Origin of the sequence: Arthrobacter sp. Soil736 (assembly GCF_001428005.1) — a bacterium.
Taxonomy (GTDB): Bacteria; Actinomycetota; Actinomycetes; order Actinomycetales; family Micrococcaceae; genus Arthrobacter.
This window is the reverse complement of sequence record NZ_LMSB01000034.1, coordinates 190,113-215,050: the sequence shown is the minus strand read 5'-3', so window position 1 is coordinate 215,050 and position 24,938 is coordinate 190,113. Positions and strand designations below refer to the sequence as shown.

At 65.7% G+C, this 24,938-nt stretch carries 23 protein-coding genes, 1 tRNA gene and 1 other RNA gene; 9 read left to right on the top strand and 16 right to left on the bottom strand.

From position 1 onward, the window contains the following. Positions 1-111: 111 nt before the first annotated feature. Complete coding sequence (locus ASG92_RS17935; RefSeq protein ID WP_056631194.1) at positions 112-549, bottom strand: MarR family transcriptional regulator; 438 nt, start codon at positions 547-549, stop codon at positions 112-114. Positions 550-698: 149 nt separating this feature from the next. Between ASG92_RS17935 and ASG92_RS17930 the strand changes: the two genes are divergently transcribed. Then, positions 699-923, top strand: a complete 225-nt coding sequence (locus tag ASG92_RS17930; protein ID WP_056632174.1) for a hypothetical protein — start codon at positions 699-701, stop codon at positions 921-923. Positions 924-1,064: 141 nt separating this feature from the next. Continuing rightward, entirely contained in the window at positions 1,065-1,271 is a 207-nt protein-coding gene (locus tag ASG92_RS17925) for a hypothetical protein (RefSeq protein WP_056632172.1), read from the top strand. A gap of 132 nt (positions 1,272-1,403) precedes the next feature. Here the strand turns inward: ASG92_RS17925 and ASG92_RS17920 are convergent, their stop codons facing one another. The 5 genes from ASG92_RS17920 to ASG92_RS17905 all read right to left on the bottom strand — a co-directional run bounded on the left by ASG92_RS17920 (position 1,404) and on the right by ASG92_RS17905 (position 7,477). Further along, on the bottom strand, positions 1,404-2,762 hold the full coding sequence (locus tag ASG92_RS17920) for an aspartate kinase (protein ID WP_056631189.1): 1,359 nt from the start codon (positions 2,760-2,762) through the stop codon (positions 1,404-1,406). Positions 2,763-2,886: 124 nt separating this feature from the next. Next, entirely contained in the window at positions 2,887-3,486 is a 600-nt protein-coding gene (recR, locus tag ASG92_RS17915; protein WP_056631186.1) for a recombination mediator RecR, read from the bottom strand. Positions 3,487-3,585: 99 nt separating this feature from the next. Continuing rightward, entirely contained in the window at positions 3,586-6,984 is a 3,399-nt protein-coding gene (locus ASG92_RS17910) for a DNA polymerase III subunit gamma and tau (protein WP_082579586.1), read from the bottom strand. Continuing rightward, positions 6,983-7,079: signal recognition particle sRNA small type (gene ffs, locus ASG92_RS27560), an RNA gene on the bottom strand. Before ffs ends, ASG92_RS17910 begins: the two co-directional genes overlap by 2 nt. A 74-nt stretch (positions 7,080-7,153) precedes the next feature. Continuing rightward, the gene (locus ASG92_RS17905) at positions 7,154-7,477 is read right to left on the bottom strand and encodes a hypothetical protein (protein ID WP_056631180.1); all 324 of its coding nucleotides are present in this window, start codon (positions 7,475-7,477) and stop codon (positions 7,154-7,156) included. A 166-nt stretch (positions 7,478-7,643) separates the two neighbouring features. Between ASG92_RS17905 and ASG92_RS17900 the strand changes: the two genes are divergently transcribed. Then, positions 7,644-7,731: transfer RNA gene (locus ASG92_RS17900), tRNA-Ser, on the top strand. Positions 7,732-7,777: 46 nt separating this feature from the next. Here ASG92_RS17900 and ASG92_RS17895 read toward each other — a convergent pair. Continuing rightward, on the bottom strand, positions 7,778-8,686 hold the full coding sequence (locus tag ASG92_RS17895; protein ID WP_056631177.1) for an oxygenase MpaB family protein: 909 nt from the start codon (positions 8,684-8,686) through the stop codon (positions 7,778-7,780). Between the two features lie 378 nt (positions 8,687-9,064). Between ASG92_RS17895 and ASG92_RS29290 the strand changes: the two genes are divergently transcribed. From ASG92_RS29290 to ASG92_RS17880, 3 genes are all read left to right on the top strand, one after another. Beyond that, a complete protein-coding gene (locus ASG92_RS29290) occupies positions 9,065-10,360 on the top strand; it encodes a M23 family metallopeptidase (protein ID WP_240987186.1) in 1,296 nt (431 codons plus the stop codon). A 123-nt stretch (positions 10,361-10,483) separates the two neighbouring features. Next, positions 10,484-10,969, top strand: coding sequence for a glutathione peroxidase (locus tag ASG92_RS17885; RefSeq protein ID WP_056632165.1), 486 nt, complete (start codon positions 10,484-10,486; stop codon positions 10,967-10,969). Between the two features lie 174 nt (positions 10,970-11,143). Further along, complete coding sequence (locus ASG92_RS17880; RefSeq protein WP_056631174.1) at positions 11,144-12,055, top strand: phosphodiesterase; 912 nt, start codon at positions 11,144-11,146, stop codon at positions 12,053-12,055. A gap of 68 nt (positions 12,056-12,123) precedes the next feature. Here ASG92_RS17880 and ASG92_RS17875 read toward each other — a convergent pair whose 3' ends face one another. Next, positions 12,124-13,761: a stealth conserved region 3 domain-containing protein gene (locus ASG92_RS17875; protein WP_056631171.1), complete on the bottom strand. Its 1,638-nt coding sequence runs from the start codon at positions 13,759-13,761 to the stop codon at positions 12,124-12,126. 53 nt (positions 13,762-13,814) lie between these two features. After that, the gene (locus ASG92_RS17870) at positions 13,815-14,747 is read right to left on the bottom strand and encodes a hypothetical protein (RefSeq protein WP_056631170.1); all 933 of its coding nucleotides are present in this window, start codon (positions 14,745-14,747) and stop codon (positions 13,815-13,817) included. Positions 14,748-14,894: 147 nt separating this feature from the next. Here ASG92_RS17870 and ASG92_RS17865 point away from each other — a divergent pair, with 147 nt between their 5' ends. Continuing rightward, positions 14,895-15,194 (top strand): type II toxin-antitoxin system VapB family antitoxin, encoded by a 300-nt coding sequence (locus ASG92_RS17865; RefSeq protein WP_104140389.1) that lies wholly within the window; start codon positions 14,895-14,897, stop codon positions 15,192-15,194. Further along, positions 15,187-15,861, top strand: a complete 675-nt coding sequence (locus tag ASG92_RS17860; protein WP_056631168.1) for a LytR C-terminal domain-containing protein — start codon at positions 15,187-15,189, stop codon at positions 15,859-15,861. Before ASG92_RS17865 ends, ASG92_RS17860 begins: the two co-directional genes overlap by 8 nt. 58 nt (positions 15,862-15,919) lie before the next feature. Here ASG92_RS17860 and ASG92_RS17855 read toward each other — a convergent pair whose 3' ends face one another. Further along, positions 15,920-16,570: a TetR/AcrR family transcriptional regulator gene (locus tag ASG92_RS17855; protein WP_056631167.1), complete on the bottom strand. Its 651-nt coding sequence runs from the start codon at positions 16,568-16,570 to the stop codon at positions 15,920-15,922. 215 nt (positions 16,571-16,785) lie between these two features. On the opposite strand from ASG92_RS17855, the gene ASG92_RS17850 reads away from it, so the two are divergent. Further along, positions 16,786-18,714 carry a bifunctional diguanylate cyclase/phosphodiesterase gene (locus ASG92_RS17850; RefSeq protein WP_056631166.1) on the top strand — a complete coding sequence of 643 codons (1,929 nt, stop codon included), beginning with the start codon at positions 16,786-16,788 and terminating at the stop codon, positions 18,712-18,714. Positions 18,715-18,747: 33 nt separating this feature from the next. Here ASG92_RS17850 and ASG92_RS17845 read toward each other — a convergent pair whose 3' ends face one another. The 6 genes from ASG92_RS17845 to ASG92_RS17820 form a co-directional block, all read right to left on the bottom strand. Beyond that, complete coding sequence (locus ASG92_RS17845; protein ID WP_056631164.1) at positions 18,748-19,467, bottom strand: DsbA family oxidoreductase; 720 nt, start codon at positions 19,465-19,467, stop codon at positions 18,748-18,750. 147 nt (positions 19,468-19,614) lie between these two features. Beyond that, positions 19,615-20,454, bottom strand: coding sequence for a carbohydrate ABC transporter permease (locus ASG92_RS17840; protein WP_056631161.1), 840 nt, complete (start codon positions 20,452-20,454; stop codon positions 19,615-19,617). Beyond that, complete coding sequence (locus ASG92_RS17835) at positions 20,447-21,460, bottom strand: sugar ABC transporter permease (protein WP_056631158.1); 1,014 nt, start codon at positions 21,458-21,460, stop codon at positions 20,447-20,449. The genes ASG92_RS17840 and ASG92_RS17835 overlap by 8 nt, the downstream gene beginning before the upstream one ends. Before the next feature lie 64 nt (positions 21,461-21,524). Then, a complete protein-coding gene (locus ASG92_RS17830) occupies positions 21,525-22,844 on the bottom strand; it encodes a sugar ABC transporter substrate-binding protein (protein ID WP_200952012.1) in 1,320 nt (439 codons plus the stop codon). 76 nt (positions 22,845-22,920) lie between these two features. After that, on the bottom strand, positions 22,921-24,045 hold the full coding sequence (locus tag ASG92_RS17825) for a Gfo/Idh/MocA family oxidoreductase (RefSeq protein ID WP_056631155.1): 1,125 nt from the start codon (positions 24,043-24,045) through the stop codon (positions 22,921-22,923). Further along, a complete protein-coding gene (locus tag ASG92_RS17820) occupies positions 24,042-24,782 on the bottom strand; it encodes a sugar phosphate isomerase/epimerase (protein WP_056631152.1) in 741 nt (246 codons plus the stop codon). The genes ASG92_RS17825 and ASG92_RS17820 overlap by 4 nt, the downstream gene beginning before the upstream one ends. Positions 24,783-24,938: the final 156 nt, after the last annotated feature.

Here is a 24,938-nt window from a genome sequence, read left to right as displayed (position 1 = left end):
AGTTGCCTGGGCAGCAAAGGACGACGCCGGCACTCACCACGCGTGGTGAGTGCCGGCGTCGTCCGTGTGGCATTTCGCCGCTTGCGCCGAACCGCCAGCGCGGGTGAAGCGCTAGATCCGGGCGGAACCGGTGGCGGCTATGAGGTCCATCATGGCGCGGTGCAGGCTTTCCACCTGTTCCCGGGTGAGGCCCAGCTTGGCCATCATGATGCCGGGAACCGCGGTGGCCTGCCGGCGCAGGGCGGCTCCGGCGGGCGTCAACTCCACCGCCAGGGCGCGTTCGTTTCCTTCCACGCGCCGCCTGGTGATAAGTCCGGCCGTTTCCAGGCGGCGGAGCAGGGGTGAAATGGTGGCGGGCTCCTGGGCCAGGGCGTCGCTGATGTCGCGGACCGAGCGGGGGCTTGATTCCCACAGGCACAGCATGACCAGATATTGGGGATGCGTGAGCCCCAGCTTGTCCAGCACCGGCTTGTACGCGCCGACAACGCTGCGGGAGGCGACTGTCAGTGCGAAGCACAGCTGGCGTTCCAGCAGGAGGTCGTCCTCCATTACTGCGGGGCCTGCGGCTGGCCCGGCGGCTGGGGAGGTGACAGGGTCTTCCGGTCGGCCAGTCATGGGCATCCCTTCGATAGTTAGTGCACTAATGATTAGTGTATCGTTGTTTCCGGCAGTGGTCCTGGAAATGGAGTGTGGATACCGTGGCAAAAGAGAACGCATCGCAGAGGTTCATGCGCGCAACCGGCAAGCTCAGGGCGATCTTCGGCCCGGCCAACCGGAGTTCCCTGGAGCATGACATGACTGACGAGAACCGTAAGTTGCTCGCCCAGCGCGAGGCCGAGACCCGGCAGTGGGAAACCGTCCGGCGGCCGGACGGCAGCACCTATGTGGTGCCGCGCAACCCCGACGACAAGTCCCTGCGCTAGAGCGCCACGCCCCTTCTCCTGCCCCCGACTGTCACCCCGGTCGGGGGCCATTTTTCGTGGTCCCGGCGTAAAATAAGGGCACTGGCAGTACGGAAGAGCAGTTGCTCTCTCCGCCTTCGATGAGGGAAGGGGGTGGAACTTGTGGCACATGTGCTTGCTGGCTTCATGGATATGACCGACAGGCTCCGGTTCATATTCGGCCCGGCCACCCAAGGCGATCCGACATTGCCGGTGGTTCACATGCATGACGATTATGAGCACGCCTCAGAGGATGATCTGGCCCAGTTTGAAGTCGAGACCGACTCCGAGGGGCACCACTATGCAGTCCGCAAGAGCGACCTCAAGTAGGGCGCGCGGACGAGACTAGCCAGGCGGGCATGCCGCCTGCCGTGCAGAGACGCCGTGGAGAGGCATGGAGCGCCGGCGACCGGCGCTCCATGCCTCGCGTCCGCCCGCTCCATGTTTCGCGTCCGCCAGTGACTAGCGGCCGGTGCCGCCGTAGACCGTTGCTTCGTCTTCGCTGTCAAGGTCGAAGGCCTTGTGGATGGCCCGGACTGCATCGTCCAGCAGGTCCGCGTGCGTCACCACTGAAATGCGGATTTCTGACGTCGAAATCATGTTGATGTTGATCCCGGCGTCGGACAGGGCCTTGAAGAACGTGGCCGAAACACCCGGGTGCGAACGCATGCCGGCGCCGATCAGGGACAGCTTGCCGATCTGCTCGTTGTATTCGATGCTCTCGAAGCCGATTTCCTGCTGGGCCGCGCGGAGGGCCGCCAGGGCATCGGCCCCTTCGACGATGGGAAGGGTGAAGGAGATGTCCGTCCGGCCGGTGCCGTGCGTGGAGACGTTCTGAACGATCATGTCGATGTTCGAATGCGCGTCAGCGATCACCTGGAAAATCGCCGCGGCCTTGCCGGGAATGTCCGGTACGCCCACAACGGTGACCTTCGCTTCCGAGCGGTCGTGTGCAACACCGGAGATGATTGGCTGCTCCAAGGCAACTCCCTCTTGAGTCGTGATCTTGTCATCGGCGCCGGGCAGGACCCAGGTGCCTTCGTGCTGGCTGAATGAGGAACGGACGTGCAGCGGCACGCCGAACCGCCGGGCGTATTCAACGCACCGCAGGTGCAGAATCTTGGCGCCGGAGGCGGCCAGTTCCAGCATTTCCTCGCTGGAGATGCGGTCGATTTTCTGCGCGGACGGCACAACGCGCGGATCGGCGGTGTAGATACCGTCCACATCGGTGTAGATCTCGCAGACGTCGGCTTCGAGGGCGGCGGCGAGGGCGACCGCCGTCGTGTCCGAACCTCCGCGGCCCAGGGTGGTGATCTCGTTCGTGGTGCGGCTCATGCCCTGGAAGCCCGCAACGATGGCGATGTGTCCCTTGTCCAAGGCTGTCCGGATGCGGTGCGGGTCGACGTCGATGATCCGGGCCTTGCCGTGGATGCCGTCGGTGATCATGCCGGCCTGGGAACCGGTGAAGGACTGTGCGGAGGCGCCGAACTTGTTGATCGCCATGGCCAGCAGTGCCATGGAGATGCGCTCACCGGCGGAGAGGAGCATGTCCATCTCCCGGGCCGGGGCGGAATCGGTGACCTGCGCGGCGAGGTCCAGGAGTTCGTCGGTAGTGTCGCCCATCGCGGAGACGACGACAACAACTTCGTTGCCGGCCTTCTGCGCATCGACCACACGCTTCGCAACCCGCTTGATGCCCTCAGCGTCGGCCACCGAGGAGCCGCCGAACTTCTGCACAATGAGCTGCGTGGTGACGGTGTCACTGACGGCCAGCTCCTGCGGCTGAGGTTCGGTCTTCACATCGGTACTGGGCATACTCATGCGTGCACCCTCACTGGATCAATCGGAGTTTTGGAGGCCAGGCGGCCTTGCGGCGCGACGGCGTAACTAATGCCAACAGTTTATCGCCGCCGTCCGCCTCGCGTTGAATTGTGACCCTGGACGGTCAGCTCAGGGCGTTGCGGCGGCCCTCGAAAGCCCGGCCCAAAGTGACCTCATCGGCGTATTCGAGGTCGCCGCCGACAGGCAGGCCGGAGGCGAGACGGGTGACCGTGATGCCGATCGACTTGAGCATCCGTGCCAGGTACGTTGCCGTCGCCTCCCCCTCCAGGTTCGGGTCGGTGGCGATGATGATTTCCTGGATGGCGCCGTCATTGAGCCGGGTGAGGAGCTCGCGGATCCGCAGCTGCTCCGGGCCGATGCCCGCGATCGGATTGATCGCACCGCCCAGCACGTGGTACCTGCCGCGGAATGACCGGGTGCGCTCCACGGCGAGCACGTCCTTGGATTCCTCGACAACACAGATGACGGACGGGTCCCGGCGCGGGTCCCGGCAGATGTTGCACAGTTCCTGCTCCGTTACGTTGCCGCAGGCTGTGCAGAACTTGACGCGCTCCTTCACCGTGGTGATGGCCTCCACCAGGCGCTTCATGTCCTGGGGGTCGGCCTCCAGAATGTGGAAGGCCAGCCGCTGGGCCGACTTCGGCCCCACGCCGGGGAGGCGTCCGAGCTCATCGATCAGCTCTTGAACTGCACCCTCGTACACAATGTCCTCGATTACTTGGTTGGAAGGCCTCCGGCCGGCATGGCCGGCGCGGCGGGGCCGGGCAGGGATGCCCGGCTGTCAGGCGGTGATCGGTTGGGCCTAGTAGCGGGGCAGCAGCGGGCTCCCGTCCAGCGACCGTTCCTCAATGAGCTTTCCGCCCAGAATACGCTCGACGGCGGCCCGGCCAAAGACGCCCGACTCCTCGATGGTTTCGTCGTCCGCGCTGGGAATGTCCTGCACATAAGGGGCAGCAGACTCGACCTGCCGGGCCGGTGCCTTGGCCCGTCCAGCCTCGGCCTCGGGGCTGTTGGACAGTCTCTGGTAAAGGCTCAGCTTCCCGTTGCCGGGCACCGGAGGCGCAGCTGCAGTCGCTCCTGCCGAGTGGGCCGGGGCGGCTGCCGGGCCGGGCTGCGTAGCCGGGGCAGCGCTCGGTGCGAAGACCGGCACCCGCACCTGTGTTGCTGCACCGACAGCTGTTTGTGCACCGACAGCCTGCACGGCGGGCGCCTGAATGCCCTGTGCCGGGACGCCGTAATCGTGGCTGCCGGACGCCTGGGCGGATGCCATGGCGTAGGCGGGGGCGAACTGGGGCACGTCCGACTCGGGCGTTCCGGCTGGCGGGGGAGTGCCCCCGTTGCCCAGCGGCTCAGCCGGGCCTGTCGCCGGGGCCGGTGCACCGTCAGGGACCTGTGCTCCCGGGCCTCCGGTCCGGGGAATCTGCGCCGCTGCCGGTTCGTAGTGCGGGGCGGCCGGCTCCGGGGGAATCGTTTCCGACGCGTCACCGGACTCGCTCTGGGACCTGCCGACATGGGTCTCTGAACCGAGGAGCCACACACCGGGAGCCTGCTCGACGGCACGCGACCACGGATCATCGGACGTGTCCCGCGCGGGCGTGCGGTTACCGGATGCGGCGGAGGCCGGGGCGACGGAAGCCGGAGGCGCGGAAGCCGCAGCCGTGCGGGGCCGGTCGGGCGAAGCCGGGACAGGGAGTTCCGGAGTGTGGCGTGAAGGTTCCCAGTCCATGGGCGGCTCTTCATCGAGGGGCGGCGCGTCCTCGTCGAGGGGCGGCCCCCAATCGTCGTCCGGGTAGGAGTAAGCGCCGGCCTGGCCGGCGTCAGTTCCGGCCACGCTGGCCGAGCGCGATGCGGCCGAAGGACCCGCCGAAGAAGTCGCAGCCGACGAGGACGCAGCCGGGGTGGAAACGGCCGGGGCAGAAGCTGCCGGCCGCGCTGCAGGCACCGGACCCGCACCGGAAGGAACTCCGTCCGAAGGAATTCCGTCCGAAGGGCCCGCAGCGGAGGAAGCCGCAACGGAAGCGGCGCGACTCTGTGAAGCCGGCGCGGAATCGGGCGTTGAAGCCGGCGCGGAATCGGGTGCGGCGGGGGCAAGTCCCCAGTCCGCATCCGTCGTGGTAGCCGGGACGTCCCGGCTAGTAGGCGCTTTTGGGTTTGGCTCAGAGCTCGCTGGGCCGCTGGATCCGGCCGCCACCGCAGTGATCTGGCAGTCGATGCCGATCGTCTTATGGATGGCCTGCCGCAGATTTTCGGAGTGATCCGCCCGGCCGAAGGCGCCGGCCAGTCCGGAGGTCGTGAAGACGAGGGTAAGCACCTGGCCGTCGAACTGGCCGACCTGGGCGTTCGGCTCCACGAGGGCCCACGTGCTGCGTTTGATCTTGGTGAGGGTCTGCAGGATCTCCGGCCAGGCGCGGCGAAGAACTTCGACGTCGGCACCTGCGCCGGCCGGTGCGGATGCCGCACGCTGCGGCGGAGCAGACTGTGCCGCGGCCGGTTCCGGCCGTGACTCCGGATACCGGGCAGGCGGCGTGGCAGGGACGGGCAGTGAGCCGCTGACGGGCGCCGGCTGGACGGGCGCTGACTGGATTGCCGGTGCTGCCTGCTCTCCGGGAGCGGGCCGGGGCTCCGGCACGGGCTGGGCGGGCGGCCTTTGCGTAGCAGCTTCCCGGCTGGCCGCGGCCGGCGGTTCCGAAGTCACCCGGCGGGCGCCCGCAGGTGACTCATCAACCGGCCAGTCGTTGGTACTGATCCGGGGTGCAGCGAGGGGCTCCCGCTCGGCTGGCGCGGTGACGGGGGAGGCTGCCGGTTGCAGGCCAGCGGGAGGCTGGGCGGCCGGGACGGCTGGTGCAGAAGGGGCCGGTGCGGAAGGGGCTGGTGCAGTTGTGGCCGCTGCGGGAGCAGCGGAAGCCGCGGCCGGCGGAACGGGAGCTGCAGGAGCTGGTGCTGCAGAAGCAGCCGCTGCGGGGGCTGCAGAAACGGCGGCGGGAGCGCCGACGTCGTTCCCTGCGTAGTTCAGTCTCCGCTCCACGCGGTCAATCCGGGCGGCGATGCCGCGTTCGGTCTGTTCGGAGCTGGGCAGCAGGATGCGGGCGCAGAGCAGTTCGAGGTGCAGCCGTGGGGACGTGGCACCGGTCATTTCCGTCAGCGCGGTATTGGTGACGTCGGCCGCGCGGGAAAGCTCTGCCGCTCCGAGGTTGTGCGCCTGGTTCTGCATCCGGGCAATCTGGTCCGCGGGCATGCCGCGGAGGATGGACTGGGCGCTCTCCGGCATTGCCTGGATGATGATGAGATCCCGGAACCGCTCCAGGAGGTCTTCCACGAAGCGGCGGGGATCGTGTCCCGTCTGGATGACGCGGTCCACTGCCCGGAAGACGGTGGCGGCGTCAGAGGCGGCGATTGCCTCCACGACGTCGTCCAGGAGCGAAGCATGCGTGTAGCCAAGGAGGGCGACGGCGAGCTCGTAGTCCAGGCCATCGGGGCCCGCGCCTGCCATCAGCTGGTCAAGGACGGAGAGGGAATCGCGGACGGACCCGGCTCCGGCGCGGATGACCAGCGACAGCACGCCGGGCGCTACGGGCACGTTTTCCTGCTTGCAGAGAAGCTCCAGATAGGCCATGAGCGGCTCGGGCGGCACCAGGCGGAACGGGTAGTGGTGCGTGCGGGACCGGATGGTCCCGATGACCTTGTCCGGTTCCGTGGTGGCAAAGATGAACTTGATGTGTTCCGGGGGTTCTTCAACGATCTTCAGCAGGGCGTTGAAGCCGGCCGAGGTGACCATGTGGGCCTCGTCGATAATGAAGATCTTGTAGCGGTCCCGCACCGGAGCGTACGTGGCGCGCTCACGAAGGTCACGGGCGTCATCCACACCGCCGTGGCTGGCGGCGTCGATCTCGATCACGTCGAGCGATCCGGAGCCGCCGCGGGCCAATTCCACGCAGCTGGGGCACACGCCGCAGGGAGTGTCGGTGGGGCCCTTGGCGCAGTTGAGGCAGCGGGCCAGAATGCGGGCTGACGTGGTCTTGCCGCAGCCGCGCGGACCCGAGAACAGGTAGGCGTGGTTCACCCGGTTTTTCCGCAGGGCCGTCATGAGCGGCTCCGTGACATGTTCCTGCCCGATAACGTCCGCGAACGAATCGGGGCGGTATCTACGGTAAAGGGCAGTAGTAACAGTCACAGAGAAAACCCTACCAATCGGGACTGACATAAAAGACCCCTCATGCACCCGCCAGAGCCCGCTTACCCTTGCTACCTTCCGGTCCTGGGGGAGTTCAACAGGATGACGCCACATGAGGGGCCGTCAGACAGTTTACCCGAAGTTTTGGTGTGCCCCGAATCGGCTCCGAAGCGGCCGCTCGGGCCCGATATCGGACCCCTCACCGATGCCTGTTCACGGGCCAGCTCATGAAGGCGGGTTCCTCATAAGGGTGGGCCGCCCGCAGGGCCCGGATGACGTCGTCGAGCGTTTCCTCCTCGACGATGCACTCGATCCGGACCTCGGCCACCTGCTCCGGCACGCCTCTTGTGCCGATAAAGGGCTCGGCGCCGGGGAGGGGCGTGAAGCGCCCGGTGCCCGGAGTCGTAAAAGCACAGTGCGAATAGTTGCCCAGCCGGCCGGCGCCGGCATCCCCGATGGCGGCGAGAACTTCCTCGGCGTGGGATTCGGGGACATAGGCAACCAGGGCGTGGAGCTGGGACATGGCACCATCCTGCCAGCCGGGCACCCGCGCGTCACCGGTCGTTGAGGCCGGAAGGGCGGGCGCAGTGCCGGCTGTCCCCGGGCGGTGTGAAGCCCCCGATCGGCCCAATTGGGCGATGCCGAAAAGTTCAGGTATTCTAGTATCTGCTTTTGATTCAGAAGCTACTGGAGAATTCGCCTAGCGGCCTATGGCGCACGCCTGGAACGCGTGTTGGGTTAACGCCCTCGGGGGTTCAAATCCCCCATTCTCCGCCATCGGAAAACCCGGTTCTGACATTGTCGGAACCGGGTTTTCTGTTTCCTACGCCACGCCCAGCCGGCGGAGCCGCTCCCGCGCCGCGTGTTCACTTGGCCCGGTCCGATCCAGCGCAAGGCGCACGACGGCGAGAGTCACCCGGGCAGCGATGGTCACCGGCAGCGGCAAGGGACCAAGCCGGGCGGTCCGCAGGCCAAGCATGGCGCGGTACCGGGGCTCCAGGCTGAGCACAGCGGCCGCGAACAGAACGCGGTAGCCGGGCATCAGGAACGGATGCAGGGGCGGATTGCGGATGAAGGCGACAGTTTCGGCAACACGCTCGTCGGCCCGAAGCTGGCCCGACGCGAACCAGGCATCCAGTTGCGGCCTCAGGTCGGCCTCGCTCAGCGGAGGCGCGTCCACACCCATCAGCCGGCCTGCCTGCGCCCATTCCCGGACGTACGCGTCGGGACCGCCCGGGATGGGCCCGCCCCACACCTTGTGGGCGCAGAGGAACGAGTCGGTGAAGGTGACGTGGACCCACCGGAGCAACTCGGGATCGTTGGCAGAGTAGTCCCGGACCTCGCCCTGTCCATCAATATACTTACCGCGCACGGACTCGTGGAGCCGCTGCACGCGCCTGCATGCGGCAAGTGCGTCGGCCTTGGAACCGTACGTGACGGCGTGAATCCAGCGGGTTGTCATGACGAGCCGGCCCACGGGGTCCTCGCGGAAGTTCGAGTGGTCGTGGACCCCTGCAAGGACGCCGGGATGAAGCGACTGCATGAGCAGTGACCGAATGCCTGCGATTAACGTCGGCAGGCCCCCGTGGACGGACCAGACTGCAGACCCGGGGAGGTAGTAGCCGGGGTCGTCCCCCTGGGCAAACGTGAGTGACCATTCGGGCGGGACATCCGGGCTTCCGGTGAGTGTCCGCCTAACCTCCGACTGCCATTCCCTAAGGAAATTCCGCATGATTCCATTCTTGCCTAGGGACGCCGACGGCTTAAGCCGGTACAGAGCGAATGCCCGCGAAATTCCAGGGGGTTTCCGCGCATGCTCCATACCTGCGAACACGGTTTACTGCCCCTTAAGCCTATAAATAGCACCGTATAGCCCCCCAGTTTTAGGGGTTTCGCCCGGACTGACCGTGTGGCCACAATGGAGAACACGCTCGTCGAGATAGGAGTTTGGCGGGTCCTAATTCAGGAGAATTCAGTGGCAACTCATGGGGGAAACGGACACGCGCCGAGGATAATCGGACCTGGACGAATCGCATTGCGGAGTCTCTCCGCGGCCGTCGTCGTCGGGTTTTCCGTCTTCGCCTTTGGGTTCCAAGGACCGGCCAGTTCAGTGCAGCAACCTGTCGGGGACGCCGTACCCCTGGCAGCTCCTTCCGGAGTTGTGGGCCCGGCGCTGCTTGATCCGGACAGCACACACGAAGGGCACGCGCTGGGCGAGCTGGCCGCAGACGCCCTGGCTAAGGTCCCCTACGGCCGGACGGTCGTGGACGCATCTACAGCCAAGAACGGAACCAAGCCGCGATCGCCCGGCGTCGCGTCCGCTGAATTACAGCGGCCGGGCGAAGGCTTCCTGATGGCGCCGCTTGAAGTGCTCATCCCAACTTCCCCGTTTGGACTGCGGCACAACCCGCTTACGGGCGAGGAAGGCGAATTCCACTGGGGCCAGGACTACGCCGCGGCCTGCGGAACCCGCGTCTACGCAGCCGACTCCGGAGTGGTCCGGGCAGCCGGATGGCACCCCTGGGGCGGTGGTAACCGGGTGGAGATCGACCACGGGAACGGGCTGATCACTACGTACAACCACCTGCAGGGCATTGCCGTTGAAAAGGGCGACCAGGTACGGGTTGGTGAGGTCATTGCAGAAGTGGGCAACACCGGATCCTCAACCGGGTGCCACCTGCATTTCGAAGTAATTAAGGATGGACAGCACCAGAACCCGCTGAACTGGACCATGCTGCCCATCCGGCAGATCGACCGGCTGACTCCGGCGGTCCTGACCAGTTTCGACCCCGGCACCGCTATCACCTCGGGCTGGGCCATCCCCTATCTGCCCGGGAACACCGACGACAGTCTGACTCCCGTTGCTGCCGCTTTGGCCGCCAATCCGCGGACCAGTTTCGCGGCCGGCGCCTCCGGGACCACACTGGTGCCCAGTTCGTCGTCGACACGGGTGACCTCGACGCCGACCACCACCACATCTCCCAAGCCGACGGCCACGCCGAAGCCGACGCCGACCCCCACCCCGACGCCGACCCCGACGCCGACCCCCACTCCCACGCCCACGCCCGAGCCGACGCCGCCTCCGGTCGAGCCGACTCCGCCTCCGGTTGAACCGGCGCCGGTGGAGCCGCCGCCTGTGACCACCGAACCGGCGCCCGTTGACCCGGTTCCTCCCACGGAACCTGCCGTGACAGCGGAGCCGGTACCAACGGAGCCCGTGCCGGTGACCGATCCGGTTCCCACGCCAACGGACGCCGTGGCTCCCGCCCAGGTTGAGCCGGTCCCAACGGCCGATCCGGCACCCGTGTCGTCGTCGATGGTTGTTTCAACTGACGCTCCTGTGGCTGCCACCACAGAGGCCGTACCAGAAAGTGCAGTGACGGTGGAGCCCGCCGCCGCGCCGTAGGTGCGGCGGGCGGCTGCCCGCCGTCCGGCTGTTCACCAGCCGGGTTAGGAGGTCGAAGGAATGCAGCGGCAGCTAATACCGTTGTCATTAATGACACCTATGCACCCGGTCGGAGAGCACCATGTGACTTCCCTCCATACGATTCCGCTGACACTCAACGACGGAACCGCTACCGATTTCGGACGCTTTAAAGGGAACGCAGTGCTGGTGGTGAACGTGGCCTCCGAGTGCGGCTTCACGCGGCAGTACGCCGGCCTTGAAGAGCTCTACATGGCCTACCGCGGCAGGGGACTCGAGATCCTGGGCGACCCCTGTAACCAGTTCGGCGGGCAGGAGCCCGGCGACGATGCGGCGATCGCCGACTTTTGCGAGAAAAACTTCGGCGTAACATTTCCCCTGACCGCCAAGGCTCATGTCCGAGGCAAAGAGCGGCACCCCCTGTACAGCGAGCTGACCAAGTTCAAGAAGAGCATTCTGCCGGGCACGGTCACGTGGAACTTCGAGAAGTTCCTGGTCAACCGTGACGGTGAAGTTGTGGGGCGGTTCGCCTCCGCCGTGGATCCGGCGTCGCCGGAGCTGCGGCAAGCCATCGAGGCGGTCATCGCGTGATGCCTGCCGTCATGAAACGAAAGCGAGGAAGGTAGCCCGAAAGCGGCGGCGCAGCCGTAATTTTTCAACATGCCAACTCCAGTTTCCCCAAAGTTCGCTTTTTATCTGGTTGGATGGAGCGTACTGAGACGGACACAGGAGGCGCCCCGCTTCCTCACTACCGCGAAGGCAGCAATGGAGCTCATCGAGGCCGAGCACCCCCGGCCACGTCATTTTCTACTCCACCTGAGTGACCCCCACCTGCTGGGAGGTCCGGACCCCCTTTATGGAGCCGTAGACAGCGAAGCCCGCCTGATCCAGCTTTTCGACGAGGTCCAGGCATCTGGCGCCCGCCCGGAAGCCGTGATCTTCACCGGTGACCTGGCAGACAAAGGCGACCCCGAGGCCTATGCCAAACTCCGCGCGATCGTTGAACCGGCGTGCAGGGACCTTGGCGCCAAGGTCATCTGGGCCATGGGCAACCATGACAACCGTGCCAACTTCCGGGCCGGCCTGTTGGACCAGCCGGGCAACGACGATCCCGTGGACCAGAGCTACTACGTAAACGGCCTGCGGGTCATCACCATGGACACCTCCGTGCCGGGGTTCCACCACGGTGAGCTCAGCGATGATCAGCTTGACTGGCTTGCCGGCCAGCTGGAAACCCCCGCCCCGGATGGCACCATCCTCGCGTTGCACCATCCCCCGGTGCCCTCTGTCCTGGACCTTTCCGTGCTCGTGGAGCTCCGTGACCAGGCGGCCCTGGCCGCAGTTGTCCGCAACTCGGACGTGCGCACCATCCTCGCCGGGCACCTGCACTATTCGACCACCGGCATGTTCGCCGGTATCCCGGTGTCGGTGGCCTCAGCAACGTGTTACACGCAGGACCTGAACGTTCCGGTGGGCGGCACACGCGGCCGAGACGCCGGACAGGCCTTCAACCTCGTGCACGTCTACGAGCACACGATTGTGCATTCGGTGGTTCCGCTGGGAGCCGCACCGACGGTAGGGGAGTACGTGAGCCCGGAAGAGACGGAACGGCGGCTCGCCACTGCCGGAATCCGCATCCCCGTGCAAGTGAAGCGCCCTGTCCTGACCACGAAATAGCGGCCCTGCCCCCGGCTACCAGGTTGCCCCTGCTACCAGGTAGCCGGGGCAGCCGGCTGCGTTCCGGGCTACTTTTCCCAGGGCGCCTTGATGGGGTAGTACTTCTCCAGGAAGTCGGTGACGAGCTCCGCCCGCTCCTCTGCCGGAACCTCCGGGAAGCTGCCGTCATTGAGGCAGAAGAAGTCCATGTTGCGCTTGGCCAGCAGCTTCGGGAGGTAGTTCAGGCCGGCGCGGGCGGTGGTGTCCACGTACCTGACCCTCGCCGCCGTCTGGGTTACTGCACGCCCGGTGAGCAGGGCGTAGTAGTGGTAGAAGGAATTGGTCACGGAGATGTTGTCCGCGGCACGGAACGTGCTTGCCGCCGTCTTGGCGAACTCCGCCGGGAACTCCTGCTCCATTTGGCCCACAACACTGCGCCGCAGCGGCGCAGCCGTGTGCTCAAGGTGTCGGGTGGTGATCCGGCCAAAGCGGTCCCACAGCAGTTTGCGGTTCACCCGGGCGGCGTTTTCGAATCCGCTCCGCTCTGCGTCGTTGTCACCGAGGCCGATGCGTGTCTCAGCCTCGATGAACTTGGTGATCCCGCCCGGCGTGAAGAACATGTCCGGTCCGACGGGCCGCCCGAAGAACATGTCGTCATTGGAGTATAGGAAGTGCTCGGACAGGCCGTCGATATGGTGCAGCTGGCATTCGACGGCCTGGGAGTTGTGCGTAGGCAGCACGGAGGGGTCCGCGAAGAACTCCTCGCTCCGGACAATCGTCACCGACGGGTGGTCCGCCAGCCAGGCCGGCGCGGGGGAGTCCGTGGCAATGAAGATGCGGCGGATCCAGGGCGCGAACATGTACACGGACCGGAGCGCATACTTGAGTTCGTTGATCTGGCGGTAGCGCGCCTCGTGGTCGTCACCTTCTCCCACGACGGCCCCGGCCATCCGCGCCCGCCGGGCCGCGATGTATTCCGGGGAGCTTCCGTCCACCCACGAGAAGACCAGGTCGATGTCGAAGCTGATGTCGCTCGCGTGGTCCGCAAACATGTTTTCGATGGTGGGCCAGGTATGGCCGTAGCGCTCAACGGTTCCGCGGACGGCGTCGTGGGCCAGCATGGTGCGTCGGGTGAGCGAATTCTCGATCGGCAGGATCACTTCGTTGCCCTGGAAGCTCCACAGCTCCACCTGCACGCCGGCCGACGCACCGAATTCGAAGCCGCCGGTGGGCTCCACGCGGGGACGGTACAGCCGGAAGATCCGTGCCTGCCGGTTGGTTGAGAGCTCACCGTCGGCCACCAGCACGGACGTTTTCTTCTTGGCGTCCACGGTCATCGAGTAGAACGGTTCATTCCGGCAGGCGTCCACGAGCGCGGCGCGCAGCTTCTTGCGGTTCTTCCAGTCCAGCGCGATCACCGGGCGGTCGTTGTTGCCCCGGACCAGCAGGTAATCCAGCCCGGCCGCGGCCAGCACGTTCCGCAGGAACAGCAGATCCTCCACCATCGCATGGTACGGCGTCCGGTTCTCGTTGATCAGCGCATACCGGCCCGAGCGGCGCACGATGTCGGGGCGGTGCTTGAGGCGCGCAACAGCAGCCGGCGACGTTACTTCCGCATGCGCGGGTACGTCCTCGGATGCCTGGCCGCCGTAGTAAATATCATCCTGAACCGTTACGTCTGTAATGGTGTTTCTCCGTGCTGTTCGGGGGTGGGGTCTTACTTGCATGATAGTCCTGCCGGAAAAACTGCAGGGAAAATACTGGCGCCGCGGCAGCGGGCTCAGCCTGCCAGCGCTTCCCGCCAGCTGTGAAGGAAGGCCCCTCCGGCGTCGTCGTGAATGACCGTTGCGTCCAGGCCCAGGTCAGCGGCGGTCAGGATGTCGTAGGGCTTGACCGGCACGCCGTCTGCGGGACGGACGTCCACGTGCTTGACCAGGTGATCATTGTGGTGCAGCCAGTCTGCCATGGCGTAGTCCGTTCGGGAATCGCCCACTGTCCGCCAGGCCTGCGGCGTGATGCCCTGAGCCGCGAGCAGTTCCACCGCCCGGCTCGCGCCGAGGTCCTTGCCGAGGCGGACGGACTCGATGTCCGTGGAGATGATGGTCGGGTCCACGCGGTAATCGATCTGGTCATCGGAATTCGGCGCGTGGTGGTCCAGCCTGACCACACCCAGCCCGTGGCGCTCCATCAGCCCCATCGCCTCTTCGTCGAACAGCTCCTGCTCGGCGAGGTACTCGCTGCTGGGCACGCCGATGTGCTGCTCCACGGACACCATGGCGCGCTTGGTCTCGTCAAAGAACATGTGCGAGGCGTAGTCCTCGGCCACCATGCGCCGGACGTCGTCCCCGAACGCGGCGGGGACGGCGAGCTCGTGGTCCACGTGGACTGGTCCGGGACCGGACGCGGTGTAGCTGAACCACACGGCGCCTTTTTCGCAGATGGCGTGGATCAGGGTCCCGGCAGGCATGCCCGCAGCGATCATCGGCTCCATGACCTGCTCGCGGATGAATGCGTCCGAGCGCCCCGTGTTGAAGATGACGGGAACGCCGGCGGCGGCCAGGGCCACGAGGTCGGAGATGATTTCCGGCTTCACGTCCCGCGTGACAGGGCTGGCGACCGGACCGTCGACGTCCAGGAGCAGGGCAAGGGCAGGGGCCGACGGCGTGTGGGCGCCAAAGGCGGCGGAGGCAGCATTCGCAGCGGGTGCAGTCATGCCTCCATTCTGACAGCCGGCCCCGGCGGACCGGCTGAGGCGGGCACGAGTGGCCCCGATGTGACACATGGTTACTGTTTGGCTACAACCTCCGGGCCGGGCGGGTTCCACATTCCCTTGTACCGGCAAGGTGCTTAGCATTACATGGTGATATTCAAAGCTGTGGGCGAGGGACGCCCTTACCCCGACCATGGTTTTAGCACGCCCAAGGACTGGGCCGCCCTTCCGCCGCGGCCCGTGCGCCTGGATGAACTCGTGACCACCAAGCGGACCCTCGACCTTGAAGCCCTCCTGGCCGAGGATTCAACATTCTTTGGCGACCTCTTTCCGCATGTTGTGCAGTACAAAGGCACGCTCTACCTGGAGGACGGCCTGCACCGGGCGGTCCGCACGGCCCTTCACCAGCGCACTGCCATCCACGCCCGTGTGCTGGTGATCGATGGCTAGAAAACCCAAGGATGCCATGGTCCTGCACGGGCACCGCGTCGTCACCGGCCCCGAGCTCCGGGCCACCTTCGCGGAGCCGGACGACACGCTGGATGACCCGGGCCGGCTGCGACGACGCATCCTGCACGGCGTGGTGCTCGTCCTGCTCCTTGCCCTCCTTGTCGCAGGCATCATTGGCGCCGTGGGCGTCATGAACGGCCAGATCAAGTTTCCGACGGCGATCCAGACCCAGCAGAGGGCGTCGCTCTGCCCTGACACCACGTTCGACTACATGCCCAACGCCAAGGTCAAGGTCAACGTCTACAATTCGACGAGCCGGGCGGGCCTGGCCAAGTCCGCGGCCAACGAGTTCCGTGCCCGGAAATTCGTCATCGGCGCCGTGGGGAACACCGAGACCGGCTACCGCGGCGTGGCAGCTGTCGTCTCCGGGGCGGCCGGACAAGCTGCCGCCTTCAGCGTCCAGCGGAACGTGCCGGGTTCGGATTACTTCCAGGACGGGCGCTCGGATGCCAGCGTGGACGTGATCCTGGCCGGCGACTACCGCGGCCTGATCAAGCCCGCGCTCGTCGACCAAACGCCCGGCCAGCTCAGCTGCCCGCGGGAAAGCCGGCGCATCGCCGACGACTCCCGGTTTCCGGTCATACCGACGCAGGGCGCCAAGCCCTGATCCTCAGCCCGTCCCGTAACCCCCGAGCCGGAGCATGACCTGAAGTTCTTCGGGCGGCTTAGCCCGCCGCAGCGGGCGGAGGGCCAAGGCGCACCGGACGGCCGCCGTCGTCAAACCTGGCGCCGGCCCCCAGCTGGATGAACCGGACAGTCCGCGCGATGCGCTCTTCCAGGTCCTCCGGCTCGTCGCTGCCGCGGGCGGCGCTGGAGGACAGTGTTCCGTGGATCAGCTGCGCCTGCTGCCGGACATCCGCCACCGGCAAGTAGCCCTGCTCCGTGCCGTCGCGCAGGATGTCCTGGAGCAGGTCGCTGAGGCCGCCCACGTGGTCGGCCAGCTTGGCGAAGGACGCGGGCGAGAGGACAGCACCCATGGCGGGACCGGGCGGCAGGTGGCGGCGGCTGAGGTCCTCGACCTGCGCCCGCACATACAGGGCGAGCCGTTCCACCGGGTTGTCCAGGCGGTTCAGGGATTCCCGCAGCTCTGCAAGGAACCGCTCGGTCTCGACCAGGGCGTAGGCGATCAGCAGCTCTTCGATGTCGGCGTAGTAGTTGTACACCGCAGTGCGGCCGATACCCGCGTGCCGCGCCACATCCGTCATGGTGAGTCCAGGCAGCCCGTGCGTGAAAAGGAGTTCGCCGAACGCATTCAGGATGCGGCGCTGGGTATCGGCGCGCTGCGCAGCATTGCTGGGGGCCGAAATCCGTGGCATACGCACACCTTACCGCGATCTGTCAGTAAACCATGTGGTATTTCCGCTGCCGGGTGCAGGTCGCGCCGGTAGAGTGTGCCTTATTCCGGCGACTGGGGGGCGTTGTGGAACATCATGGGCATCACATTTGGACGGACGGCGAAGCTGAAAGCGGGTCCTCCCGCAGGCGGCCGCGCCACGGCAGAAGCGGTTTCACTGCGCCGGGCCTGTCCTTCATGGTCCGCTGGGCGTTCGCGGTGTCGGCCGCGATGCTCGTTGCAGGTCTGATCGAGTACGGCGTGGCCCGGCAGCAGATCCTCGACCGCGGGCTGGAAGATTACCGGCGGACCTACGAGGCGGCGGCCATGGAACTCGAGGGAGTCCTGGCCGCGGATTTGGACCCGGCCAAGCGTGAGCAGGCGGTTGCCGCTGAGATCCACCACCTGCAGCGCAGCCAGGGCGCTGTCTATGTGGGTTTGTTCGACGTTGCCGGGACGTTGATCGCAAGCGGCGACGCCCAGGCCGGCGGGGGCGAGTCAGTCAACGCTGACGCAACACGTTTTTCCGAGGTGCTCTCGACAGGTGAACCAACCGTCCAAACCGAATCGGAAATCGGAGGCACCGGCGTGACCCGGTACGAATTCCTGGTGCCTGTGTCCGCGCCGGAAGGAACCCTGATTCTGGAGATTGACCAGCGTGCCGACATGATTACCGGACTGGTCGGGGATCTGGGGTCAAACAAACTCCTTGGACTGCTGGCGGCGATACTGGTCACGACCCCCTTGTCCTATATGTTCGGGGGACGGGCCCTGCAACGCCGCCATGCGCACGTACAGCGGCAGGCTGACGCGGACCCGCTGACCGGGCTTTCGGGGCGCCGCCCGTTCCAGCCGTCACTGGAGACAACGCTGACGGACAAAAGGTACCGGGTGGTCACCCTGGCGCTCCTCGACCTTGACGGATTCAAACAGCTCAACGACCGGCTAGGGCACAGCCACGGCGACCGCGTCCTGATGGCCCTCGCCGACTCCCTGGATGAACTCACCCAAGCCGATACGCCGTTCCGCCTGGGAGGCGACGAGTTCGCCGTCATCCTGCCCGGCAGCGACGAAGACCAGGCAGCCGTAGCGCTCGAACGGGTCCGCACGGCCCTCGCCAAACGCTTCCCCGGAGTGACGTTCAGCGCAGGCATCGCCTCCAGCGACGAAGGTGAGCCCCTTGAGCTGAAGGAACTTTGGGAGCGCAGCGACGCGGCCCTCTACGAAGCCAAGCGGCTCGGGCGGCGACAGAGTGTGTCCTTCAAATCCATGGCGGAAGACCACACGGTCAGTGCCGAAAAAATTATCGAGCTGACAACCTTGGCTACAGGCAGCGTGCCGCTCAATGTAGCTTTCCAGCCGATCTGGGACCTGCGCCGCGGAGTGGTACTTGCCCACGAGGCCCTGTTGCGTCTTCCGAGGGGTTCCCGGATCAACGGGCCGCAGGAGGCATTCGAACTGGCCGAGCGCCTCGGAGTCGCCCCGGCACTGGACGCCCGTGCGCGGTCTGCAGCGCTGGCGGTGTGTAGCCGGGAGTGGGAAGGGCTGTTGTTTCTGAACGTGCATCCGGATGCGCTGCCCGGCCTGGACGTCGACAACCTCATTGCCGAATTGGCCGTGGCCGGCCTGGAACCGGAAGACGTCGTGCTGGAGGTTCCGGAGCAGGCCTCGCTGAACCACGCGGACCCGATCCGCACGCTCAGGCAGGCCCAGGACCGGGGCTTCCGCCTGGCCCTGGACGACATGGGCAAGACCAACGCCGGCCTGCATGCCCTCAGGCTCGTCAGGTTCGACATCCTGAAAATCGACGGGGAGGTTATTGCCCGCCTCGACACGGACCCGTCCTCGATGGCCACCGTCTCGGCCGCCATTACGTTCATCCAGGAGTCCGGTGGGTGGGTCGTGGCGGAGGGCATCGAAGAACCCCGCATGCTCACCAGGCTCTTGCGGCCCGGTCTTGCTGCTGCAGCTCATCAGCCCGTTATCGCCGGTCAGGGGTACCTCCTCGGCCGGCCGGGTGAACAGCCGGTGGGACTCGACACCCATCTGGACGTCCTTGATCAGCTCGCCAGGGGCGCGGCGCGCGACCGCAACGACGTGAACGACGCCTTCTACGGGAACACTTAGGACCTTGCTCCTGCCAGGCGGTGCCGCACCGTCTTAGACGGAGCAGCCGTCCGGTCCGCAGGCGTCTCCCTCTGTGTCTCCCGCGGCTGCGCCGTCGGCGCCCACCATGACCAGTGGATGAGAGTCCTGCCAGGCCTGTTCGAGAGCCATGGTGAATGTCGCGGCCGGCTGGGCCCCGGAGAGTCCGAACTTGCGGTCGATCACGAAGAACGGCACGCCGCTGACGCCTAGGGCGCGCGCCTCGGCAAAGTCGTGCCGGACGTCGTCGGCGTACTTGTCGGTGCTGAAGAGTTCGGCGACGTCGACCGCATCAAGGCCCAGCTCTCCGCCGAGGGACGTGAGGTATTCCCGGCTGCCGATGTCCTTGCCGTGCTCGAAGTGGTCGCTGAGCAGCCGTTCCTTAGCGGCGTCCTGCTTGCCGTGCGCGGCGGCGAGGTGGATGAGGCGGTGGGCTGTGAAGCTGTTGGTGACGACGACGGCGTCGAACCTGTAGTTGAGCCCCTCGCCTTTGGCCTGGGCTGCCACATGGTCAAACATCTGCGCGACCTGCTCCGGCGCAAGGCCCTTGCGCGTGCTGAGATAGTCCAGCTCGGTGCCGTCGTAGTGCTCCGGCAGGGAGGGATCCAGCTGGTAGCTGCGCCATTGCACCTCCACCTTGTCCCGGTGCGGGAATTCCGCCAGGGCGGCCTCGAACCGGCGCTTGCCGATGTAGCACCACGGGCACGCGACGTCTGACCAGATTTCAATCTTCATGCCTGCCACAACCCGCGCGTCCGGCCGGCCATTCCCGGTTCCGCTGTTGGCTTGCTCACTGCCAGGCGCGAACGGACACTTGGCGCCCCGGGGACTTGGGCCTCAAGTGTCCGTTCGCGCTATTCCGGCGGCGGCATGTGCTGTTGGCTACTTGACGGCGCCGGCTGAGAGGCCCGCAACAAGGTGTTTCTGCACCAGGATGAAGCCGATCAGCACCGGCAGGCTGACCACCACGGAGGCGGCCATGAGCTGGTTCCAGAAGACGTCGGACTCGCTCGCGTAGGACTTCAGCCCCAGGGAGAGCGTCTTGGTGGCCTCATTGGTCAGGACGGAGGCAAACAGCACCTCTCCCCAGGCCGAGATGAACGAGTACACCGCCACGGCGATAATGCCAGGCTTGGCCACGGGCAGTATCACCCTGAAGAGCGCGCCCAGCCGGCCCGTGCCGTCGATCATGGAAGCCTCCTCAAGCTCCTTGGGAATCGAGGCGAAGTACCCGCTCAGCATCCAGATGGCGAACGGCAGCGTGAACGTCATGTACGTGATGATCAGCCCGAGGTAGGAACCCTGCAGCTGTACACCCGTCAGGTTCCGGATCTGCGTGAAGATCAGGTACAGGGGCAGCAGGAACAGGATGCCCGGGAACATCTGCGTTGACAGGACGGTCAGGCTGAACGCCCGCTTGCCCTTGAACTCCAGCCGCGCAATGGAGTACGCGGCGAGGACGGCGACAGTGACTGAGCAGATGGTTGCGCAGACGGTGATGACCAGGCTGTTCTGGAAGTACTTCGCCAACGGGACAGTAGTCCAGATTTCGAAGTAGGGCGACGCCGTGATTTCGCGGGGGATCCACTGGAACAGTCCGGCGACGTCCTTGAGCGGCTTGAGGGACGTGGAGACCACGACGTAGAGGGGTACTGCCACCCAAAGGGACAGGAGTGTCAGTACCACGTTCCTCAGAATGCGGAAGTTGCGGGTCTCAATCATTGTCGGCTCCCTTGGGCAGCACCATGCGGATGTAGAAGACGGATGCGATGAAAAGGGCGATGAGGAGCAGGACGCTCATGGCTCCGCCCAGGCCGAAATTCCAGCTGCCGAACGAGTTCTGGTAAATCAGCGGCGACACCAGGGTGGCGTCCTTGGGCGACGACGCACCGAACAAAACGAACGGGATGTTGAACTGGTTGAAGGTCCACAAGGACATGACCATAAGGAGCACGCCGTTGGCGGGGCGGACCATGGGCAAAGTGATGGTGCGGAACTGCTGCCAGAGCGACGCGCCGTCGATGGCCGCAGCTTCGTACACGTCAGTGGGAACGTTCTGCAGGGCGGCCATGAGCATCAGGAATGCGAAGGGCCACAGCTGCCAGACGTTCACCACGATCATGGCTCCGAAGGAGTTGCTGCCCAGAAGCCAGAAGGGGCGCTCCTCGCCGAAAAGGTGAAAGGTGTCCACCAGGATCTGGTTCACGGCGCCGTCGCGCTGGTTGAACATGAAGGCCCAGGCGATGGTGCCCACGTAGGCCGGCAAGGCGTACGGGACCAGGAAAAAGGTGCGAAGGAGGGCACGGCCCTTGAAGTTGGAGGACAGGAAAACGGCACCGGCCATGCCCAGGATCCATGAGAGGCCCACCACCGTGACCGTATAGATGAGCGTGCGGCCCACGGTGCTGAAGAACGCCTGGCCGATGGTGCTTTCGGGGTTCAGCCCGTTGACGAAGTTCTGCAGGCCCACGAACGGCGCATTGAGCCAGTTGGTGAGGTTCAGCTGGGTGAGGGAGATGAAGGCGATCCAGATGCCCAGCAGCATGGGGCCGATGTGGATCAGGATTTCCAGAACTGCTGCGGGAAGAATCAGTCCGTAGGGAAGGAAAGACCGGCGGGCTTTCCTCGCCTTGGGCGCTGGCACGTTTTCCGGCAACGGGCCCGCGGTTTCGGGGACGGTTTGGCTGCCGGCAGCAGCAGGGCTGCTGTCTAGGGCTGAGTGGGACATGGAAGCTCCTTAGCCAGGGTGCGGGGGCCGGCGCTCGCCGGGCCCCCGCACGCCGCGGACGTTGTTACTGGGCCGCAGCCATCTGGTTGTTGGCGTCCTCGAGGGCTGCCTTGATGTCTGCCTCGGAGACAGTTCCTGTCGCAGCCTTGGCGAAGAGGTTCTTGATGGCTGTTCCCGTCAGGGTCTCCATCTGGCCCTCCTTGGCCACGAGGGGCATGGGCAGGGCGTGATTCGCCAGGGCGTCACGCTTGGACTTGACCTCTTCGGTCTGGAACGCGGCGTCAGAGGACGCCCCGGTCACCACGGGCAGGGAGCGGAAAGCCTTGTTCAGTGCCACCTGTTCGGCGTCGCTGGTGAGCCAGCCCGCCAGCTTGATCGCGTTGTCCTTGTTCTTGCTGTTCTTGAACACGCTGAGGTTGATGCCGGCTACGTGGCTTTGCGTACCGGCGTCGCCGGTGGCTCCGGCCTGCATCATCGGGACGGGCGCCACTCCCCAGTCCTTGAAGCCGCGGGCGTCGAAGTTTTTCAGCGGGCTCTGGTCAAACAGCATGGCCGCCTTGCCGTTGATGAGGTTGTCGATCTTCTGGCTGCCCTGGGAGATTTCCGCGTCCGACGGCGACATCACCTTCTCGGTTGCCATCAGGTCGATGAACTGCTTGACTCCGGCCACCTGGGGCGCGCTGTCAAATGTTGGCTTGCCGTCCTTGTCGAACAGGGTGCCGCCGTTCTGGAGGCCGCGCACGAAGGCCTGGTGGGAGTTAGCGGAGACCGATGCCCCGGCTGCGGTGAAGCCCCACTGGTCCGTCTTGCCGTCGCCGTTGGTGTCCTTGGTCAGTTTCTTGGCATCGGCCACGAACTCGTCCCACGTCACCGGGGGCTTTTCGATTCCGGCCGCCTTGAACATCTTGGTGTTGTAGTACATGTTGTAGGCCAGCCCGTACAGCGGGACGGAGGTGGGCGTCTTACCCTCGGCCCCGCCCGTGGACCAGCTGGTCTGGAGGAAGCGGTCCTTGCCGCCGACGGCTTCGAGCAGGGCGCCCTCAACCGGTTCGAAGGCGCCTGTTTCCTGAAGGGTCACGGCCCAGGTGTTGCCGATGTTCAGGACGTCGGGACCGTCGCCGCTGGTGACCGCCGTGAGGATGCGGTTGTAAAGATCCGTCCAGCTGATGACCTCGAGCTGGACCTTGACGCCCGTTTCCTTGGTGAAGCGCTCCAGGGACGGCTTGAGCTTGGCTGCTGTGTCGTCCAGGCTGTTGCCCTGGTCCGATGCCCAGTACGTGATGGTGTCACTGGTTGCCTGGCTCGTGCCACCGCACGCCGTGAGGCCCAGGGCCAGTGTGGCGGTGGCTGCCAGCGCAGTCAGTACTTTCAGGGGATTCTTCATGTGATGCTCCGGTTTCTCGTCGTTGAGCTGGTGCTTCTTGCCTGGCGGGGCTGATGCCGGGTTCCCCCGGGGGGATTCAGCCGGCGAGCGTTGCTTCCGTGGGGTCCCACTCTTCCGGCAGGGCCGGGACGGGAGCCGTGGAGCTTTCGACGTCGACAAAGGCCTTAGTGTCGATGGACTCGGCGATGGAGGCCATCGTGTCCAGGACATGGAACGCCAGTTCGCCTTGGGCCCGGTGGGGCCGTCCTGCCCGGATTGCCCGGGCCATTTCCAGCACGCCGGCACCGCGGCTTGCCGTGGAGCCGGTTGACGGGACGGTGGTCCAGTCATCTGCGCCCTTGGCGCAGATCCTGACATCGCCGTCGAAGTTGTTCGGATCCGGGAAGGCGATGGTGGCGTCGGAACCGGTGATTTCCACGAACCCGGCGCGCTTGAGGGGTGAATCAAAGCTGAAGATGCTCTGGGCCGACTCGCCGCCGTCGAACTCCAGGATGGAGCTCACGTGGGTCGGGACGGTGACGGCGAATTCCTCGCCCGCCTTCGGGCCGGAACCGATCACCCGGGTCTCGCGCGACCTGGAGCCGAACGCTGCAACCCTTCGGATGCTGCCGAACGTCTGGACGAGGGTGGTGAGGTAGTACGGCCCGATGTCGAACAGCGGCCCGGCTCCGTCCTGGAAGAGGAAGGCCGGGTTCGGGTGCCAGGACTCCGGACCGGGGGACTGCATGAGGGTCAGGGCGGTGAGCGGGACACCGATGTCACCGCGTTCAATCATTCGGCGGGCGGTCTGGAGGCCTGCCCCCAGGAAGGTGTCCGGGGCGCATCCGAGCTTGAGTCCGGCCGCGTCTGCCGCCTTGAGCAGCCCCAAACCGCTCTCGCGGTCCAGCGAAAACGGCTTTTCGCTCCAGACGTGCTTTCCGGCGTCCAGCGCCTGGGTGGCCACTTCCACGTGCGCGGCCGGAATGGTCAGGTTGATGACGATTTCAACTTCCGGGTTCCCCAGGACGGCGTCCACGCCTCCGTGGACGGGGACTCCGTACTCGGCTGCGCGGGCAGCGGCGGCTTCCTCGAAAAGGTCGCCGACTGCGGCCACGGTGATGTCCGGAAAGCTGCTGAGGTTGTCGAGGTACTGCTTGCTGATGACGCCGGCGCCGATGATGCCGATGCCAACGGGACCCGTCCTGGCCGTGGCTGCGCTCATGCGGACACCGTGCCGGAGGCCAGGTAGTTGAAGCTGTCCTGCACCGCTTCGAACATGTCGCCCTGGAAGGCGTCCAGTTCGATCACGCCGGCCTCCAGGGATGTGGCCGCGCCGATGACGTCCCAGATGGCCATCCGGCCGTCGCCCACGGCAACCTGGTTTGCGGGGTCCGGGGTCAGCGGGCCGTCCTTGATGTGGATGAATTTGACGCGGTGGCCCAGCTTGGCCAGCAGCTCCGTGGGGTTCTGGCCGCCCACTGCCGCCCAGTAGGTGTCCAGTTCCAGGACGACGGCGGGGTCCAGGTTGTCCGCGAGGTGTTCGAGGGCAGTCTTGCCGTCAATGACGGACTCAACTTCCCACCAGTGGTTGTGGTAGCCCACACGGAGGCCATAGCCGGCGGCTTTAGCCGCCGCGGCATTGAGTTGCTGCGCCGTGTCCTTGATGTCTTCGAGCGTGGTCCACCGACCGGCGGGCACATGGGGGTCGATGACGGTGCCGATGCCGAGCTCGAGGGCTGCGGCGAAGATTTCGTCCTGGTCCTCGCTCAGGAGCGGTGCGTGCCCGGACGGCGCCCGGAGGTTGTTCTCGGACAGGGCCTCCTTGAGTTCGGCTGCCTTGGCGACGAAGCGGTAGGGCTCAACCATGGTGAAGCCAATGTCTGCCAGGCGGCGGATGGTGCCGGGCAGGTCCCGTTCCAGGGCCTCCCGGACGGTGTAGAGCTGAACGGAATAGGACATGTGTTTCCCCTGTCATCAATGAACGGAAAGGGTGGGATTTCTATGCGCTTTGATCGAAAGGCGCGGACTTCTATGCGCTTTGAATTCTGGTGCCGGGTTCAATCAAAGCGCATAGATGGAAGCTTGGCAACACCTTTTAGCAGATATCAACCAACT

What these genes read in the sequence shown, in the direction of transcription:
- ASG92_RS17920 (WP_056631189.1), bottom strand. Translation starts at nt 2,762, where the DNA reads ATGAGTATGCCCAGTACCGATGTGAAGACCGAACCTCAGCCGCAGGAG.
- ASG92_RS17855 (WP_056631167.1), bottom strand. Translation starts at nt 16,570, where the DNA reads ATGCCACGGATTTCGGCCCCCAGCAATGCTGCGCAGCGCGCCGATACC.
- ASG92_RS17895 (WP_056631177.1), bottom strand. Translation starts at nt 8,686, where the DNA reads ATGCGGAATTTCCTTAGGGAATGGCAGTCGGAGGTTAGGCGGACACTC.
- ASG92_RS17845 (WP_056631164.1), bottom strand. Translation starts at nt 19,467, where the DNA reads ATGAAGATTGAAATCTGGTCAGACGTCGCGTGCCCGTGGTGCTACATC.
- ASG92_RS17875 (WP_056631171.1), bottom strand. Translation starts at nt 13,761, where the DNA reads ATGCAAGTAAGACCCCACCCCCGAACAGCACGGAGAAACACCATTACA.
- ASG92_RS17870 (WP_056631170.1), bottom strand. Translation starts at nt 14,747, where the DNA reads ATGACTGCACCCGCTGCGAATGCTGCCTCCGCCGCCTTTGGCGCCCAC.
- ASG92_RS17935 (WP_056631194.1), bottom strand. Translation starts at nt 549, where the DNA reads ATGGAGGACGACCTCCTGCTGGAACGCCAGCTGTGCTTCGCACTGACA.
- ASG92_RS17910 (WP_082579586.1), bottom strand. Translation starts at nt 6,984, where the DNA reads ATGTCAGTCCCGATTGGTAGGGTTTTCTCTGTGACTGTTACTACTGCC.
- ASG92_RS17825 (WP_056631155.1), bottom strand. Translation starts at nt 24,045, where the DNA reads ATGAGCGCAGCCACGGCCAGGACGGGTCCCGTTGGCATCGGCATCATC.
- ASG92_RS17835 (WP_056631158.1), bottom strand. Translation starts at nt 21,460, where the DNA reads ATGTCCCACTCAGCCCTAGACAGCAGCCCTGCTGCTGCCGGCAGCCAA.
- ASG92_RS17850 (WP_056631166.1), top strand. Translation starts at nt 16,786, where the DNA reads ATGGTCCGCTGGGCGTTCGCGGTGTCGGCCGCGATGCTCGTTGCAGGT.
- ASG92_RS17830 (WP_200952012.1), bottom strand. Translation starts at nt 22,844, where the DNA reads ATGAAGAATCCCCTGAAAGTACTGACTGCGCTGGCAGCCACCGCCACA.
- ASG92_RS17905 (WP_056631180.1), bottom strand. Translation starts at nt 7,477, where the DNA reads ATGTCCCAGCTCCACGCCCTGGTTGCCTATGTCCCCGAATCCCACGCC.
- ASG92_RS17860 (WP_056631168.1), top strand. Translation starts at nt 15,187, where the DNA reads ATGGCTAGAAAACCCAAGGATGCCATGGTCCTGCACGGGCACCGCGTC.
- ASG92_RS17880 (WP_056631174.1), top strand. Translation starts at nt 11,144, where the DNA reads ATGGAGCTCATCGAGGCCGAGCACCCCCGGCCACGTCATTTTCTACTC.
- ASG92_RS17840 (WP_056631161.1), bottom strand. Translation starts at nt 20,454, where the DNA reads ATGATTGAGACCCGCAACTTCCGCATTCTGAGGAACGTGGTACTGACA.
- ASG92_RS17820 (WP_056631152.1), bottom strand. Translation starts at nt 24,782, where the DNA reads ATGTCCTATTCCGTTCAGCTCTACACCGTCCGGGAGGCCCTGGAACGG.